At 62.6% G+C, this 16,262-nt stretch carries 12 protein-coding genes; 3 read left to right on the top strand and 9 right to left on the bottom strand.

Annotated features, from left to right (window positions below; all coding sequences use genetic code 11):
• The first annotated feature begins 5 nt into the window (after positions 1-5).
• Genes IV113_RS14780 through IV113_RS14770 form a run of 3 tightly spaced genes read left to right on the top strand, consistent with a single transcriptional unit; the run spans position 6 to position 5,953 of the window.
• Positions 6-1,316 carry a TRAP transporter large permease subunit gene (locus IV113_RS14780; RefSeq protein ID WP_291086471.1) on the top strand — a complete coding sequence of 437 codons (1,311 nt, stop codon included), beginning with the start codon at positions 6-8 and terminating at the stop codon, positions 1,314-1,316.
• Positions 1,317-1,369: 53 nt separating this feature from the next.
• Positions 1,370-2,347, top strand: coding sequence for a TRAP transporter substrate-binding protein (locus IV113_RS14775; protein ID WP_291086469.1), 978 nt, complete (start codon positions 1,370-1,372; stop codon positions 2,345-2,347).
• A 12-nt stretch (positions 2,348-2,359) separates the two neighbouring features.
• Positions 2,360-5,953, top strand: a complete 3,594-nt coding sequence (locus tag IV113_RS14770; RefSeq protein WP_291086467.1) for a hydantoinase B/oxoprolinase family protein — start codon at positions 2,360-2,362, stop codon at positions 5,951-5,953.
• 110 nt (positions 5,954-6,063) lie between these two features.
• On the opposite strand, the gene lapB is transcribed toward IV113_RS14770, so the two are convergent.
• The 9 genes from lapB to IV113_RS14725 form a co-directional block, all read right to left on the bottom strand.
• On the bottom strand, positions 6,064-7,209 hold the full coding sequence (lapB, locus tag IV113_RS14765) for a lipopolysaccharide assembly protein LapB (RefSeq protein ID WP_291086465.1): 1,146 nt from the start codon (positions 7,207-7,209) through the stop codon (positions 6,064-6,066).
• A complete protein-coding gene (locus IV113_RS14760; protein WP_291086463.1) occupies positions 7,199-7,504 on the bottom strand; it encodes a lipopolysaccharide assembly protein LapA domain-containing protein in 306 nt (101 codons plus the stop codon). The genes lapB and IV113_RS14760 overlap by 11 nt, the downstream gene beginning before the upstream one ends.
• A gap of 59 nt (positions 7,505-7,563) precedes the next feature.
• Positions 7,564-7,884: an integration host factor subunit beta gene (locus IV113_RS14755; protein WP_291086461.1), complete on the bottom strand. Its 321-nt coding sequence runs from the start codon at positions 7,882-7,884 to the stop codon at positions 7,564-7,566.
• A gap of 95 nt (positions 7,885-7,979) precedes the next feature.
• On the bottom strand, positions 7,980-9,665 hold the full coding sequence (gene rpsA / locus IV113_RS14750; RefSeq protein ID WP_056275697.1) for a 30S ribosomal protein S1: 1,686 nt from the start codon (positions 9,663-9,665) through the stop codon (positions 7,980-7,982).
• 184 nt (positions 9,666-9,849) lie between these two features.
• A complete protein-coding gene (locus IV113_RS14745) occupies positions 9,850-11,859 on the bottom strand; it encodes a bifunctional 3-phosphoshikimate 1-carboxyvinyltransferase/cytidylate kinase (RefSeq protein ID WP_291086458.1) in 2,010 nt (669 codons plus the stop codon).
• Positions 11,860-11,896: 37 nt separating this feature from the next.
• Positions 11,897-12,775, bottom strand: coding sequence for a prephenate dehydrogenase/arogenate dehydrogenase family protein (locus tag IV113_RS14740; protein ID WP_291086674.1), 879 nt, complete (start codon positions 12,773-12,775; stop codon positions 11,897-11,899).
• Positions 12,775-13,872 (bottom strand): prephenate dehydratase, encoded by a 1,098-nt coding sequence (gene pheA / locus IV113_RS14735; protein WP_291086456.1) that lies wholly within the window; start codon positions 13,870-13,872, stop codon positions 12,775-12,777. Before pheA ends, IV113_RS14740 begins: the two co-directional genes overlap by 1 nt.
• A 24-nt stretch (positions 13,873-13,896) precedes the next feature.
• Positions 13,897-15,003: a 3-phosphoserine/phosphohydroxythreonine transaminase gene (gene serC, locus IV113_RS14730; RefSeq protein ID WP_291086454.1), complete on the bottom strand. Its 1,107-nt coding sequence runs from the start codon at positions 15,001-15,003 to the stop codon at positions 13,897-13,899.
• A partial coding sequence (locus IV113_RS14725) for a DNA gyrase C-terminal beta-propeller domain-containing protein (RefSeq protein ID WP_291086452.1) occupies positions 15,003-16,262 on the bottom strand: 1,260 nt, incomplete at its 5' end. The genes serC and IV113_RS14725, both read right to left, overlap by 1 nt.

Genomic DNA, 16,262 nt, shown 5'->3' with positions numbered 1-16,262 from the left:
CGGCCATGGACATCCTTGCCATTGGTGGATTTCTCCTTTTCCTGATGTTGTTGTTGTTGTCTGGCGGTGTTTGGATTGCAATGACGCTCGCCATTTGCGGTTGGGTAGGGCAAGCATTTTTCACAAACAGCCTGCCAGGACTGAATCTCTTCTCGGCGTTCTGGGAGAGCACGGCGAGTTGGGAACTGGCAGCATTGCCACTCTTTATCTGGATGGGCGAGATTCTGTTTCGCACCAAACTCAGCGAGGAAATGTTCTCGGGTCTGGCGCCGTGGCTGAACCGCGTGCCGGGTCGACTGTTTCACACCACCATTCTCGGTTGCGGCATTTTCGGGTCGGTATCGGGCTCCTCGGCCGCCACCTGCGCCACGATTGCCAAAGTGTCTCTACCCGAACTGCAAAAGCGGGGTTACAACGAGAGTATCGCCATCGGTTCGCTGGCCACGGCCGGCACCTTGGGGATACTTATTCCGCCCTCCATCACCATGGTGGTGTATGCGGTCGCAGCCGATGCATCGATCATCCGCATCTTCTTGGCGGGTTTTCTTCCGGGGCTGCTGCTCATGGGCCTGTTTTCGGGTTACATCGCATGGTGGGCGCTGCGCAACAAGGATCAGATGCCCCCCAAGGAGAGGACCACCACCTTCCGCGAGAAGCTTCACCTGTCGCGAAATTTGGTTCCCTGTGCTTTGCTGATCGTGTTCATCTGCTGGTCACTGGTGGCTGGCTGGGCAACAGCGACGGAGTGTGCGGCCTACGGCGTGGTGGGCGCCCTGGCGCTCGCGGCTTGGAGCCGATCACTGACCTGGGCCAACTTCACCGAGAGTCTGGGTGGTGCTACGCGCACGAGTTGCATGATCATGTTCATTCTCGCGGGGGCGGCGTTCCTGACCAAGACCATGGCTTTCACCGGTATTCCGCGTGAGCTTGCGGAGTGGGTCGACGCGATGCAACTGTCACCATATGCGTTGATCGCTTGCCTGGTGGTGGTGTATTTGGTGCTGGGCACGGCGTTGGATGGCATCAGCATGATCGTTCTCACTGCTGCGGTCGTGATGCCCATGATCCAGAAGGCTGGATTCGATCTGGTCTGGTTTGGAATCTTCGTGATTCTGCTGGTCGAGATCGCGGAAGTCACACCACCCGTGGGCTTCAACCTGTTCGTGTTGCAGAACATGACCGGCAAGGACAGCACCTTGATTGCCAAGGCCGCCATTCCATTCTTCTTCTGCCTTGTGGCCTGCATTGCCTTGATCACGGTGTTTCCGCAAATCGTCACCGCCGTTCCCGATGCTCTGATGGGGGTGGCGAGATGAAGCGGCCTGGGTCAGCACTGTTCGTTTGGTCTTGCCACTGCTGAGCGCACGCCATGAAGATCCAATGTGCAATGGCTGTGTGGGCAGCCATGCTGGCGCAGCCTTGCCTGGCTCAGCAAGTGACGACCTGGCAACTGGCCACAGGCTACCGGGACGATTCCTTTCACACGCAGAACATCGCGCAGTTCGTGGGTGATGTGGAGCGCGCCACAGCCGGCGCGCTGCGCATCGAGCTGCGCCCCAACAACACCCTGTTCAAGCTCGCGGAGATCCGTCAGGCGGTGCAGGAGGGGAAGGTGGAGGCGGGGGAGACCATCATGAGCAGTATGGTGAGGGATATCCCCATCGCAGGGGCCGACGCGATTCCCTTCGTGGTGCAAAGCTATGGGGATGCCCGCCGGCTTTGGCATCTGCAGCGCCCCTTGATCGAGAAGCACTTTGGAGCGCGAGGGCTGAAGGCTTTGTATGTGGTGCCCTGGCCGCCTCAAGGGCTGTTCACCAACCAGCCAGTGCACTCGGCAGCCGACTTCAGAGGCACACGCATGCGTACCTACAACCAGTCCACCGTGCGCATCGCCGAGATGCTTGGTGCTTCACCGGTGGATGTTCCGATGGTAGAGGTCAATCAGGCGCTCGCCAGCCGAAAGGTGGACAGCATGATCACTTCTGCCGTGACCGGGGTGGAGAACCGCGTGTGGGACCAGATCGGCTTCTATTACGGTATCAACGCCTGGTTCCCAAAAAACATCGTGTTCGTCAGTGCCAAGGCGTTTGATGCTTTGCCGGCATCAGCCCGTGAGGCCGTGACCCAGGCTGCCGCTCGCGCCGAGGTACGCGGCTGGGAGCTGAGTGAAGCCGTGGCCAACGAATCCACCCAGGAGTTGCAGCGCCGCGGCATCAAGGTGGGCCGCGTGCCCGTCGGCTTCGAGGCTGAATTCAAGCGCCTGGGCGAAAAGTTTTCCCGTGAGTGGGTGAGATCGGTCGGCAGCGAAGCCAACTTGATCTTTGTTCCCTACTACCTTCAACGTTAAAGTTCGAAAATCATGCAAGACAACAACTCCCCACTGGGCAGCCGCTGGCAATTCTGGATCGACCGTGGAGGCACCTTCACGGACATCGTGGCCAAGAAGCCTGATGGCTCACTCACCACCCACAAGCTGCTGTCCGAGAACCCCGAGCAGTACCGGGATGCGGCGGTGGCCGGCATTCGCCACCTGCTGGGTTTTAAACACGGCGAGCCTGTGACGCCTGCGCTCGTGGAGTGCGTGAAGATGGGCACGACCGTGGCCACCAACGCGCTGCTGGAGCGCAAGGGCGAACCCACGCTGCTCGTGACCACAAGAGGTTTTCGTGATGCGCTTCGCATCGCGTATCAAAACCGCCCGCGCCTGTTCGACCGCCGCATTGTCTTGCCCGAGCTGTTGTACAGCGAGGTGATCGAGGCTCAGGAACGCCTCAGCGCTTACGGCGATGTGCTGCAGGTGTTGGACGAGGTGGCGTTGCGTCAAGATTTGTTGGCCGCGCACGGGCGTGGGCTGCGCAGCATGGCCATCGTGTTCATGCACGGCTATCGCTTCACCGCGCACGAACAGGCTGCCAGTCGCATTGCGCGTGAGGTCGGTTTCACGCAGGTAAGCACCTCGCATGAGACCAGCCCGATGATGAAATTCGTGAGCCGCGGCGACACGACGGTGGTCGACGCTTACCTCTCGCCCATCCTTCGGCGCTATGTGGAGCAGGTGGCCGGCGAAATGCCGGGTGTCAAACTGTTCTTCATGCAGTCTTCGGGTGGGTTGACCGACGCGCGAGCCTTTCAAGGCAAGGACGCGATCCTGTCAGGTCCGGCCGGGGGCATTGTGGGCATGGCCCGCACGGCGGGCCTGGCGGGCCAAGACAAGGTGATTGGCTTTGACATGGGTGGCACGTCCACCGACGTTTCACACTATGCGGGCGAATTCGAACGCGAGTTTGAAACCCAGGTGGCGGGCGTGCGCATGCGCGCGCCGATGATGAGCATCCACACCGTGGCAGCCGGTGGAGGGTCCATCCTTTCGTTCGACGGTGCCCGCTTCCGCGTGGGCCCCGAAAGCGCAGGGGCCAACCCAGGGCCGGCCAGCTACCGTCGCGGCGGACCCCTGGCGGTGACCGATGCCAACGTGATGACCGGCAAGATCCAGCCGCGTCATTTTCCCAAAGTGTTCGGCCCCAAGGCCGACGAGGCGCTGAGCCTGGAGGCTGTGCAGGCGCGGTTCGGCGAATTGGCGGTGCAGACCGGTCGGCCACCCGAAGAGGTGGCAGAAGGTTTCATCAACATCGCGGTTCAGCAGATGGCCAACGCGATCAAGAAGATTTCGGTCGCACGCGGTTATGACGTCACGCGCTACACACTGCAGTGCTTCGGCGGGGCGGGCGGCCAACACGCCTGCCTGGTCGCTGATGCATTGGGCATGACGCGCGTATTCGTGCACCCCCTCGCCGGTGTGCTCAGCGCTTACGGCATGGGTCTGGCCGATCAAAACGTGATTCGTGAGCAGGCGGTGGAGTTGCCTCTGGCGGCCGCCTCCTTGCCCCTGATTGCGGAAAAGCTCGATGCACTGGGCGCAACCGCGCAAGCGGAGTTGGAGCGCCAGCAGGTGAATGCGGGTAATGCCAAGGTTCACCACCGGGTGCACGTGCGCTACGAGGGCAGCGACTCGGCATTGGTTGTGCCTTTTGGGGACCTTGCCACGATCCAGGCTGGCTTCGAGTCCGCATACCGCCAACGCTTCGCGTTCCTGATGCAGGGAAAGCACCTGGTGGTGGAAGCGGTGTCGGTGGAAGCGGTCGTGCCGGGCGACGCGCCTGACGAACCCCGCTTTGAGACGCATGAACCCCGCGAAGTGCCGCGGCGCGAAACCGTGCGCATGTACTCCGGTGGGCAATGGTTGGACGCGGCCTTGGTGGTGCGCGAGGATCTGCGCCCAGGTGATGTGATTCCGGGGCCGGCGATCATTGCCGAAAAAAATGCCACAACGGTGGTTGAGCCGGGCTGGGAAGCTGTTCTGACCGCGCTCGATCACCTGGTTCTGGACCGCCGCGTGCCACGCACGGTGACCTACGCCGTGGGCACCACGGTAGACCCCGTGCTGCTGGAGGTGTTCAACAACCTGTTCATGAACATCGCTGAGCAGATGGGGCTGCAACTGCAGAACACGGCCTACTCGGTGAATATCAAGGAGCGACTCGACTTCTCGTGCGCGCTATTCGACGCCGAGGGCAACCTGATTGCCAATGCGCCTCACATGCCGGTGCACCTGGGCTCCATGGGCGAGAGCATCAAGACCGTGATCCGTGAGAACGCCGGCAAGATGCAGCGTGGGGATGTGTATGCGCTCAACGACCCGTACCACGGCGGCACCCACCTGCCCGACGTGACCGTGATCACACCGGTGTATCTCGGCAACAAGCCCACCTTCTACGTCGGTTCGCGCGGCCACCATGCCGACATTGGTGGCACCACTCCCGGGTCCATGCCACCGTTCTCAACCCGCATCGAACAAGAGGGCGTGCAGATCAACAACGTCAAGCTGGTGGACCGTGGCGTCTTGCTTGAAGCCGAGATGGTGACGCTGTTGCAAAGCGGAGAGTTTCCCTCTCGCAACCCGCAGCAGAACATGGCCGACCTCAAGGCACAGATCGCCGCCAACGAAAAGGGTGTTCAGGAACTGCGCAAGATGGTCGAGCAGTTCGGTCTGGACGTGGTGCAAGCCTACATGCGCCACGTGCAGGACAACGCCGAAGAGTCGGTGCGACGAGTGATCACGCGCCTCAAGGACGGCGCATTCACCTTGCCGCTGGACAACGGCGCGCAGATTCAGGTGGCCGTGCGGGTGAATACCGCGCAACGCAGTGCCGAGATTGACTTCACTGGAACGTCGGCTCAGCAACTCAACAACTTCAACGCCCCCACCGCGGTGTGCATGGCCGCTGTGCTCTACGTGTTTCGCACCTTGGTCGACGACGATATTCCACTGAACGCCGGTTGCCTCAAGCCGCTCAAGGTCATCATCCCTGCTGGTTCCATGCTCAACCCCAACCCCCCGGCTTCGGTGGTGGCGGGCAACGTGGAGACCTCCAGCTGCATCACCAACGCGTTGTATGGCGCACTCGGTGTGATGGCGGCGAGTCAATGCACCATGAACAACTTCACCTTCGGCAACGCGGCCCACCAGTACTACGAAACGATCTCGGGCGGTAGTGGTGCGGGAGAGGGGTTTGATGGTACGAGCGTGGTGCAGACCCACATGACCAACTCGCGCCTGACCGACCCCGAGGTGCTGGAGTTCCGCTTTCCGGTTCGGCTGGAGAGCTACGAGATCCGTGAAGATTCGGGCGGTGCCGGGCAATGGCGCGGTGGGCACGGCGGCGTGCGGCGCGTTCGTTTCCTTGAAGACATGACGGCCAGCATTCTGTCCAATGGCCGCCTCCACGGCGCGTTCGGCATGGGCGGTGGGCAGGCCGGGCAGGTGGGTCTCAATCGTGTGGTGCGCGCGGATGGCTCAGAGGAGGAGCTGGGCCATATCGGCCAGGCGGAGATGAAGCCGGGCGACATCTTCGAGATCCACACCCCTGGCGGCGGCGGCTACGGGAAAGCTTGACGAGCGCAGAGCTCGTTCCAGAAACACCGCAGAATCGGCTTTGTCGGGCCGCAGGTGTTGCGCCCTTGAGAAAGTGACGCGCCGCAGACTCGGTGCAGGGTGAACCCAGGCTACAACTCTTCGACTCGGCGTGCCGGGTAGCTGTCCCAGGTCTGGCAGCCTGGACACTGCCAGAAGTGTTGGCGCGCCTCGAAACCGCAGGCCGCGCAACGGTAGCGCCGCAATGGCGCGCTGGCTTGCTCCAAGGCCTGTTGCACCCGAGCTTGTGCGCGCTCACTTGACAGTGTCTCTCCCGCCAACCACTGCGCGGTGATGACCAACGAGGGCTCGCGTTCCAGGTGGCTGAGATAGCGGTTGCGCGCCGCTGCGGGATCGAGGCTCAGGCTGGCCAGGGCTTGCGTGATGTCGATCGACGGCGCTCGCTCGTGGCTCGCCTGCAGCATCTCGACAGCCTCTGCCTCGCGTCCGGTGTGCCGAGCCAGGTCGGCGAGTGAGTGGGCCGCCAGCGGCAACCCCTGTGGAGCATGCTGGTTGAGACGCAACAAGGCATCCAGCGCGCCTGCAGCGTCTCCACCCCGTGCCTTCTGTGCAGACAGAGCCATCCAACCTCGCGAGAGCTGTGGCGCCCGCTGCACCGCTTCTTCCAGGAGACGCAGGGCCTGCGTGCTGTCGCCACCCTGTTGGGCAATTTCAGCCTCTTCGCAAAGGTAATGGGCCAGTCGCGTGGAGAAACTGCCGTGCTCGGCTGCCTCCAGCCGTTGGGCGATCTCCTTGGCCCGCGGCCAATCGCGCGAACGCTCGTAAATGCCCAGCAATGCCAGCAAGGCCTCGCCCTCGAACGCCGAACCCTGAAGTTTGTTGAGGGCGGCCTCAGCGCGGTCCAACAGTCCCGCCTTGAGGAAGTCCAGGGCCAGAGCATGCTGGGCGCGGTCGCGGTCCTTGTGGCTGATGTCGGCGCGCGAGAGCAGATGTTCGTGCACTCGCACGGCGCGGTCATAGTCGCCGCGGCGCCTGAACAGGTTGCCCAGTGCAAAGTGCAGCTCTGCTGTGTCAGGGTCGCCTTGCACCGCCTCGATGAAAGCGTCGATCGCCTGGTCCTGCTGTTCGTTGAGCAGGTGGTTCAAGCCGCGGAAGTAAGCCTTGGGCGCCTGGCGGCTTTCCATGCGCCATTGACGAAGATCCAGGCGAGACGCTCCCCAGCCTGCTGCGAAGGCCAGGGGTAGGCCCCACAGCAGCCACGTGAAATCAAAGTCCATGGCGGCGGTCGGTGGGGTCGGGGAATAGTGTGGAGTCAGCGTCGAAGGAGGTGCTGGCCGTGACTGCAGACGCAGCGCGGCGCCGCGAGCGTTTGGCCCGCAACCACAGTGGCAACATGACCAGCACACCCAGGAACACGCCGAGCACGAGCGCGACCAGGATGACGAGCACCAGCGGCGCTTGCCAACTGGTACCGAAGAACAGGTTGAGCGTCACGCTGTCCTGATTGTTCAGCGCGAAAGCGAACAACACAAAAAAAATGGCTGCGTTGAGCAGCCACATCAGGTATTTCAAATCGTCCCCTTTGTGGTGGGGCGATTGTAGCGATCAGGTCGCCGCCAAGGCCGCAACCATCACGCCGGTTTCTTCGGTTCGCGCCCGAGAATCTCGGCCGTCTTGGCGTCCACCTGTTCGCGCAGGGCTTTGCCCGGCTTGAAGTGCGGTACACGTTTCTCGGGAATCATCACGCTCTCTCCTGAACGCGGGTTGCGTCCCACGCGGGGAGATCGGCGATTGACTGAAAAACTGCCAAAGCCTCGGATCTCGATCCGGTGGCCTTTGACCAGTGCATCGCCCATGGCGTCGAGGATGGCCTTGACGGCGAACTCGGCGTCGCGGTGGGTGAGCTGACCAAATCGGCTGGCCAACGCTTCAACAAGGTCGCTGCGGGTCATGTGTTCGGATTTGGGCTTGGGCATTCAAGAACCGGCATCCGGTCAGAACACACGCCGTGAGGCATGTGTGTCTGAACAGACGCCAGCATTCGTGCTTAGCCGTTGTTGTTGTCCAGCTTGGCGCGCAGCAGGGCGCCCAGGCTGGTGGTGCCGGCGCTTTCGCGCGAGGACTGCTGGCTCAGGGTCGCCATGGCTTCCTGCTGGTCAGCGGCATCCTTGGCCTTGATGGAAAGCTGGATGTTGCGCGTCTTGCGATCGATGTTCACCACCACGGTGGTGACTTCGTCGCCTTCTTTCAGCATGTTGCGTGCGTCTTCCACGCGGTCACGGCTGATTTCGCTGGCGCGCAGGTAACCCAACACGTCTTCACCCAGGTCGATCTCGGCGCCTTTGGCATCGACGGTCTTGACCTTGCCGGTCACGATGGAGCCCTTGTCGTTCACCGACACGAAGGTGGTGAACGGGTCACCGTCGAGTTGCTTGATGCCCAGGGAGATGCGCTCGCGCTCCACATCGATGGCCAGCACGATGGCTTCGACTTCCTGACCCTTTTTGTAGTTGCGTACGGCGGCTTCGCCGGTTTCGTTCCACGACAGATCGGACAGGTGAACCAGGCCGTCGATGCCGGCGGCCAGACCCACGAACACGCCGAAGTCGGTGATCGACTTGATCGGGCCCTTGACGCGGTCACCACGCTTGGTCTGCTCGGCGAACTCGTGCCAGGGGTTGGCACGGCACTGCTTCATGCCCAGCGAGATGCGACGCTTGTCTTCGTCGATGTCGAGCACCATGACTTCGACTTCGTCGCCCAGCGACACCAGCTTGGAAGGCGCCACGTTCTTGTTGGTCCAGTCCATTTCGGAGACGTGCACCAAGCCTTCGATGCCTGGCTCGAGTTCCACAAACGCGCCGTAGTCGGCGATGTTGGTGATCTTGCCGAACATGCGGGTGCTTTGTGGGTAGCGGCGAGCCACGCCCATCCATGGGTCGTCGCCCATCTGCTTCAGACCCAGCGAGACGCGGTGCTTTTCGGTGTCGAACTTCAGGATCTTGGCGGTGATTTCCTGGCCAGCCTGCACCACTTCGCTTGGGTGGCGCACGCGACGCCATGCCATGTCGGTGATGTGCAGCAGACCGTCAATGCCGCCGAGGTCCACGAACGCACCGTATTCGGTGATGTTCTTGACCACGCCGTGCACGATGGCGCCTTCCTTCAGCGTGTCCATCAGCTTGGCGCGCTCTTCGCCCATGGAGGCTTCCACCACGGCGCGGCGGCTCAGCACCACGTTGTTGCGCTTGCGGTCGAGCTTGATGACCTTGAATTCCAGGGTCTTGTTCTCGTACGGGGTCAGGTCCTTGGTCGGACGGCTGTCGACCAACGAGCCTGGGAGGAAGGCGCTGATGCCGTTGACCATGACCTTCAGGCCGCCCTTGACCTTGCTGGAGGTCGTGCCGGTGACGAATTCACCCGACTCGAGTGCTTTCTCCAGGGACATCCACGAGGCCAGGCGCTTGGCCTTGTCGCGCGACAGCAGGGTGTCGCCGAAACCGTTTTCAACGGAATCGATGGCGACCGACACAAAATCGCCCACCTGCACTTCGAGTTCACCCAGGTCGTTCTTGAATTCGGCCAGCGGCACGTACGCTTCCGACTTCAGACCGGCGTTGACCACCACATGGCTGTGTTCGATGCGAACAACTTCAGCAGTGATGACTTCGCCCGAGCGCATTTCAGCGCGTTTCAGGGACTCTTCGAACAGGGCGGCAAAAGATTCAGACATTGAATTTCCTATAACCACTCAGCGTCGGCGCCTTCAACCGGTGTGACTCGGTTTGCGCAGGGATCGACGTGTGGGCGGCGTTGACATTGCGGTGCGAAACACCGCGGGGTTGGTTGAAAAGAACCGTCGAGCATGCGGGCTGGGAGCGCCCGGCTGTGCCGTCAGGGCCGTTTGTGAAGCGCTCTCAGTTCCCTGAGAACGCCGTTTTGCCCTGCCACCAGTTCATCACCACTTGCACCGATTGTTCGATGTCCAGTTCGGAGTTGTCCAGTTTCAAGGCGTCTTCGGCTGGCTTGAGAGGCGCATGTGTGCGGGATGAGTCCCTCAAATCACGCGTTCGCAGGTCTGCCAAAAGACTGTCGATGTTAGCAGCAATTCCCTTTGAAATCAATTGCTTATGGCGCCGTTCGGCGCGCTGCTCGGCGGTGGCGGTCAGGAACACCTTCAAAGCTGCGTCCGGAAAGATCACCGTGCCCATGTCGCGCCCGTCGGCCACCAGGCCAGGGAGGCGCCGGAAGCTCAACTGAAGGGCGTGCAGAGCGGATCGCACGGCCAGGTATTGGGACACCCTGGACGCCATGCCACCGGTCGATTCCAGTCGCAGCGGGTCGGTGATGTCGCGGCCACCCAGAAACACCTTGTGATCACGGAAAGTCAGCGGCAGTTGTGCGGCCAGACGGGCCAGGGCGGGTTCGTCGTCCAGCGACACGCCGGCGTCTTGCGCTGCGAGTGCGGTGGCCCGGTACAGTGCGCCGGAGTCGAGGAGGTGGTAGCCCAGGCGCTGCGCCACTTCAGAGGCCAACGTGCCCTTGCCGGAAGCCGTGGGGCCGTCAATGCAGATGACAGGGATGGCCTGGGCCGGCGTGCTGCAGACCTCGAACAAAGTCTCGAAATAGTCGGGAAAGGTCTTGGCGACGCATTTCGGATCTTCGATGCGAACCGGCAGGCTTGCCGGGTTGAAGGCGGCCAGCGAAAAGCACATGGCCACCCGATGGTCGTCATAGGTGTGGATGCTGGCGGCGCGCCACCTGGTGGGCGGCGTGATGCGGATGAAGTCGGCGCCTTCCTCCACGGTGGCGCCCAGCTTGCGGCATTCGTTGGCCATGGCGGCTATGCGGTCGGTTTCCTTCACGCGCCAGCTGGCGATGTTGCGCAGCATGGTGGTGCCGTCGGCGTAGAGCGCCATCACGGCCAACGTCATGGCGGCGTCGGGGATGTGGTTGCAGTCCAGGTCGACGGCCTTGAGCGGCCACGCGCCACGGCGAATGTGCAGGCGGTTGGCTTCACCAGTCACCTCGGCACCCATGAGCCTGGCCGCCTCGACGAACCGGATGTCCCCCTGCGTCGAAGCCAGGCCGACGCCTTCGATGGTGATGCCTTGCGAGCTTTGCGCGATGGCGCCCAGCGCAATGAAGTAGCTGGCCGATGACGCATCGCCCTCGACGGGTATGCGCCCGGGCGAGCGATAGCGGCTACCGCCCGGGATGGTGAAACGTTGCCAGCCGTCCCGCTGCACCTGCACTCCGAAGCGCGAGAGCAGGTTCAACGTGATCTCGATGTATGGGCGCGAGATCAGTTCGCCCACGACATCGATGACGACCTCGTGCTTCTGCGCCACCAGCGGCAAGGCCAGCAGCAGCGCCGTGAGGAACTGGCTGGAGACGTCGCCCCGCACGCGGATGGGCTGGTCGAGTTGCAGCGCCAGGGGTGTGCCCGCGCCGAGCCTGAGCGGCGGGTAGCCCTCCTGGCCCAGGCATTCCACCGCGCAACCCAGCTGGCGCAGGGCGTCCACCAGATCCCCAATGGGCCGCTCGTGCATACGTGGGACACCGCTGAGCTCGAACTCGGCGCCGTGTGTGGACGCCAGCAAAGCCAGTGCTGCGGTGAGCGGGCGCATGGCCGTACCTGCATTGCCCAGAAACAGCCGCGCTTGTCGCACCGGGAGGACGCCGCCCAGGCCGTGCACGCGCAAGGCGCCGTCGGGTTGTGGTTCGATCTGGCAACCGAGCTGGCGCAGGGCGTCCAGCATGACTCGCGTGTCGTCAGAGTCCAAGAGGTCGGTCACGTCGGTGTGGCCTTCACTCAGGGCGGCGAGCAAGAGCACCCGGTTGGAGATGCTCTTGGATCCTGGTAGGCGCACGGTGCCGCCGGCCGTGGCCAGCGGAGGAATGTCGAGGAACGGAATGGAGTACATGTGAGCGGTGACGCGAGAACGCCGCAGCGTGCGGCGCTCAGCTCTGGGGCTTGATGGCGGTCATGCGCCAATGGGCGCGGGCACTGCTGGCTTGGTCGATGAGGGCTTCCAGCGCGTCCGGGTTGTCGGCATTGATGGCCGTCTCCAGCGCGTGCAAAGCCCGCTGGAAAAATCGTGACTGCGCCAGGAGTTCTTCGCGGTTGGACATGAGAATGTCGCGCCAGACAGAGGGGTCGCTGGCCGCAATGCGGGTGAAATCGCGAAAGCCTGGGCCTGCCAGCGACAGGAAATCTGCCGCCTGCTGTTGGCTCTGGATGCCGTTCATCAAGGCAAATGCAACCAGGTGGGGCAAGTGGCTCACCGCTGCATAGGCAGCGTCGTGCGCTTCGGGCGACATCTGCTTGACGTGGCAACCCAAGGCGCTCCAGACCTTGTGGGCCTTGTCCAGTTGTGCCGTGAGCGTGCGCTCGATCGGCGTGAGGATGACCTGACGGCCCTTGTAAAGATCGGGATCAGCATGATCGACGCCAGCGAGTTCCTTGCCCGCAATGGGATGCGCAGGCACGAACACGCCCACCTGGTCCTTGAGCACGCGTCGCGCGGCATCGATCACTTCGCGTTTGGTCGATCCCACGTCCATGATCAACACGTCACCGCGCACCAGATGCCGAATGGCCTTGAAGGTGGCCTCGGTGGCCGACACGGGCACAGCGAGCAACACCAGATCCGCGCCCGAGACGGCCAGCAACGCAGAGGGTGCCTCGACGTCGATCACACCCAGCTGGCGTGCCCGCTCGGTGGTGGAGGGCGACTTGCTGTAGCCCACCACGCGCTTGACCAGACCGGCGCGTTTGAGGGCCAGCGCAAACGAGCCGCCCATCATCCCGCAGCCGATCAATCCCAGTTGTTCAAACATCATTCGTTCACCGGGTACGCGCCCAGCACCTTGTAGAAAGCGCACAGGCCTTGCAATTCTTGAAGAGCAGCGGCCACATTGGGCTGCGATGGATGGCCTGCGATGTCGATGTAGAAGTAATACTCCCACTGCCCGGACTTCGCCGGTCGCGACTCGAAACGCGTCATCGAGACACCGTTGTTCTTGAGAGGAACCAACAGGTCGTGCACCGCCCCTGGCCGGTTGGGGACCGACACCACCAGGCTGGTGCAGTCGCGTCCCGACGCGGGCGGCATGGCCAGCGTCTGGGGCAGGGCGATCACGGCAAAGCGCGTGCGGTTGTAGGCCTCGTCCTGGATGGCGTGCGAGACGATGTGCAGACCGAATTGGGCAGCAGCGCGCTCACTGGCGATGCCGGCCCAAGCGGGGTTGGTGGCGGCGAGTCGAGCACCTTCGGCATTGCTGGAGACGGCTCGCTTTTCAGCCTTGGGCAGGTGCTGCGAAAGCCAGTTCTGGCACTGGGCCAAAGCCTGGGGATGCGCCATGACAACTTCGACACCGTCCAGTGTGTTGAGCTGGCGCAGCAGGTTGTGACGCACCAGCAGACTCACTTCACCCACCACGTGCACTGGCGAACGCAGGAACAGATCCAGCGACCGTGCCACCACACCTTCGGTGGAGTTTTCCATGCCCACCACACCGAACTGCGCGGTGCCAGCGGCGGTGGCGTGGAACACCTCGTCGAAGTCGGCGCAGTAGATCAGGTTGGCCGCGCCGCCGAAAAACTCGATAGCCGCCTGTTCGCAGAAGGTGCCCTGCGGGCCCAGCACCGCCACGCGTTGCGGCGCTTCGAGCGCTAGACAAGCCGACATGATCTCGCGCCAGATCGAAGCCACATGCTGGTTCAGGAGCGGGCCGTGGTTGGCACCCTGGATTTTTTCGATCACCTGGGCCACGCGGTCCGGTCTGAAAAATGGCGAACCTTCTTGCCGCTTGATGACGCCGACTTCCTCGGCCACGCGCGCACGCTCGTTGAGCAACGACAGCAACTGCTGGTCCAGCGCGTCGATCTGGACGCGCAGGACCGCCAGGGCATCTGACTGGGTGGGTTGGGTCATGTCTTCGGGTTCTGAGGCCTGGGGTCAGGCCCGTGTTTTTTCAAAGTCGCGCATGTATTGCACCAGCGCTTGCACGCCTTCCAATGGCATGGCGTTGTAGATGCTTGCACGCATCCCGCCCACCGATTTGTGACCCTTGAGCTGCAACAGGCCCGCGCCCTTGGCGCCAGCCAGAAATGCATCGTTCAGGGCTTCGTCGCGCAGGAAAAACGGAATGTTCATGCGCGAGCGGCAGTCGCTCGCAACCTTGTTGAAGTAGAGGGCGGAGCCGTCAAGGAAGTCGTAGAGCAGCGAGGCCTTGGCGATGTTGCGTTGCTCCATGGCCGCCACGCCGCTCAGGCCACCTTCGGTCTGTCGCTTGAGCCACTGAAAGGTGAGGCCAGCCATGTAGATGCTGAAGGTGGGAGGCGTGTTGTACATCGAGGCGTTCGCCGCCACGGTCTTGTAGTCGAATGCGCTCGGGCAGACGGGCAGGGCGTGGCCCAGCAGTTCTTCGCGAACGACCACGAGGGTCACGCCAGCTGGGCCGAGGTTCTTTTGCGCGCCTCCGAAGGCCAGACCCACGCGCGACCAGTCCACCGGTCGCGATGCCACATGGGAGGAAAAATCGATCACCAGCGGCGCGTTGCTGCCCAAAGCCTTGAGATCGGGCAGCTCTTGCAACTCGATGCCGTGGATGGTCTCGTTGCTGCAGATGTGTACGTATTGGGCATCGGCGCTGAGATTCCAGGAGGTGGGCGCAGGCAGGGTGGTGTGGCCGGAATCGACATTGCTCGCGGCCAGCACGGGTCGGGCGTAGCGCGCTGCTTCCTTGATGGACTTCTCGCTCCAACTGCCCGTGATCACAAAGTCCACCTTGCCGCCGCGCGAGAGGTTGAGTGGCACGATGGCGTTCTCGGCCAGCCCGCCACCTTGCATGAACAAGATGCGGAACTCTGCTGGCACTGCCAGCAGTTCACGCAGATCGGCTTCTGCGGTCTCGATGATGGCGCTGAACTCCTTGCCGCGGTGGCTCATCTCCATCACGCTCATGCCGCTGCCGCGCCAGTCGAGCATCTCGTCAGCGGCTTGCTGCAACACCTCGGCGGGCATGGCCGCCGGACCGGCAGAGAAGTTGAAGGGGCGCGCCATCACGCTTCAGTGCCCGGATCGTCGACCTCGTTCGTCTCATTCGAGTCGTCAAGCTCTGGCACATTGGCATCGTTCTCAACGATGCGCTGCAGGCCCGAGAGTTCGGCACCTTCATCCAGCGCGATCAGTGTGACGCCTTGTGTGGCGCGTCCCATTTCACGGATCTCGGCGACCCGGGTGCGCACCAGCACGCCCTTGTCGGTGATCAACATGATCTCGTCGTCGGTGTGCACCAGCGTGGCGGCCACCACCTTGCCGTTTCGCTCGCTTTGTTGGATGGCGATCATGCCCTTGGTGCCTCGGCCATGGCGGGTGTATTCGGATATCGGCGTGCGTTTGCCGTAGCCGTTGATGGTTGCGGTCAGCACGCTCTGATGCTCGTCTTCGGCCACCAGCATGGCGATCACGCTTTGGGTCTCTTCAATCATCATGCCGCGCACACCACGTGCGTTGCGGCCCATGGGGCGCACGTCGTTCTCGTCAAAACGCACGGCTTTGCCGCCGTCGCTGAACAGCATCACATCGTGTTGGCCATCGGTGAGTGCAGCCCCGACCAGGAAGTCACCTTCATCCAAGTCCACCGCGATGATGCCGGCCTTGCGTGGATTGCTGAACTCATCCAGCGCGGTTTTCTTGACGGTACCCATGCTCGTCGCCATGAACACATAGCGGTCTGAGGGGAACGTGCGCATCTCGCCAGTCAGTGGCAAGACGACATTGATCTTTTCGCCTTCCTGCAGCGGGAACATGTTGACGATCGGTCGACCGCGCGAGCCGCGCGAACCCGCAGGCACTTCCCACACCTTGAGCCAGTAAAGCCGGCCGCGGTTGGAGAAGCACAGGATGTAGTCGTGTGTGTTGGCGATGAAGAGTTGGTCGATCCAATCGTCTTCCTTTGTTGCCGTGGCCTGTTTGCCGCGCCCGCCGCGCTTTTGCGCCCGGTATTCGGAGAGCGGCTGGCTCTTGATGTAGCCACTGTGGCTGAGTGTGACCACCATGTCGGTGGGCGTGATCAGATCCTCTGTGGCCAGGTCTTGCGCGTTGTGCTCGATTTCGCTGCGTCGCGCGCCCAGCTTGGTCTGACCGAATTCCTGCTTCACGACCACCAGCTCGTCGCCAATGATGGTCGAAACGCGCTCGGGTTTGGACAGGATGTCGAGCAGATCGTCGATCTCGCCCATGACCTCCTTGTACTCCGCCACGATCTTGTCCTGCTCCAGGCCGGTCAGGCGCTGCAGACGCATCTGCAGGATTTCCTG

This window comes from Hydrogenophaga sp. (assembly GCF_018780385.1).
Lineage (GTDB): Bacteria > Pseudomonadota > Gammaproteobacteria > Burkholderiales > Burkholderiaceae_C > Hydrogenophaga.
Note: the sequence above shows the minus strand (reverse complement) of the source record. Positions and strands in the feature narration are given on the sequence as shown.

What these genes read in the sequence shown, in the direction of transcription:
- IV113_RS14780 (WP_291086471.1), top strand. Translation starts at nt 6, where the DNA reads ATGGACATCCTTGCCATTGGTGGATTTCTCCTTTTCCTGATGTTGTTG.
- IV113_RS14775 (WP_291086469.1), top strand. Translation starts at nt 1,370, where the DNA reads ATGAAGATCCAATGTGCAATGGCTGTGTGGGCAGCCATGCTGGCGCAG.
- IV113_RS14770 (WP_291086467.1), top strand. Translation starts at nt 2,360, where the DNA reads ATGCAAGACAACAACTCCCCACTGGGCAGCCGCTGGCAATTCTGGATC.
- lapB (WP_291086465.1), bottom strand. Translation starts at nt 7,209, where the DNA reads ATGGACTTTGATTTCACGTGGCTGCTGTGGGGCCTACCCCTGGCCTTC.
- IV113_RS14755 (WP_291086461.1), bottom strand. Translation starts at nt 7,884, where the DNA reads ATGACCCGCAGCGACCTTGTTGAAGCGTTGGCCAGCCGATTTGGTCAG.
- rpsA (WP_056275697.1), bottom strand. Translation starts at nt 9,665, where the DNA reads ATGTCTGAATCTTTTGCCGCCCTGTTCGAAGAGTCCCTGAAACGCGCT.
- IV113_RS14745 (WP_291086458.1), bottom strand. Translation starts at nt 11,859, where the DNA reads ATGTACTCCATTCCGTTCCTCGACATTCCTCCGCTGGCCACGGCCGGC.
- IV113_RS14740 (WP_291086674.1), bottom strand. Translation starts at nt 12,775, where the DNA reads ATGTTTGAACAACTGGGATTGATCGGCTGCGGGATGATGGGCGGCTCG.
- pheA (WP_291086456.1), bottom strand. Translation starts at nt 13,872, where the DNA reads ATGACCCAACCCACCCAGTCAGATGCCCTGGCGGTCCTGCGCGTCCAG.
- serC (WP_291086454.1), bottom strand. Translation starts at nt 15,003, where the DNA reads ATGGCGCGCCCCTTCAACTTCTCTGCCGGTCCGGCGGCCATGCCCGCC.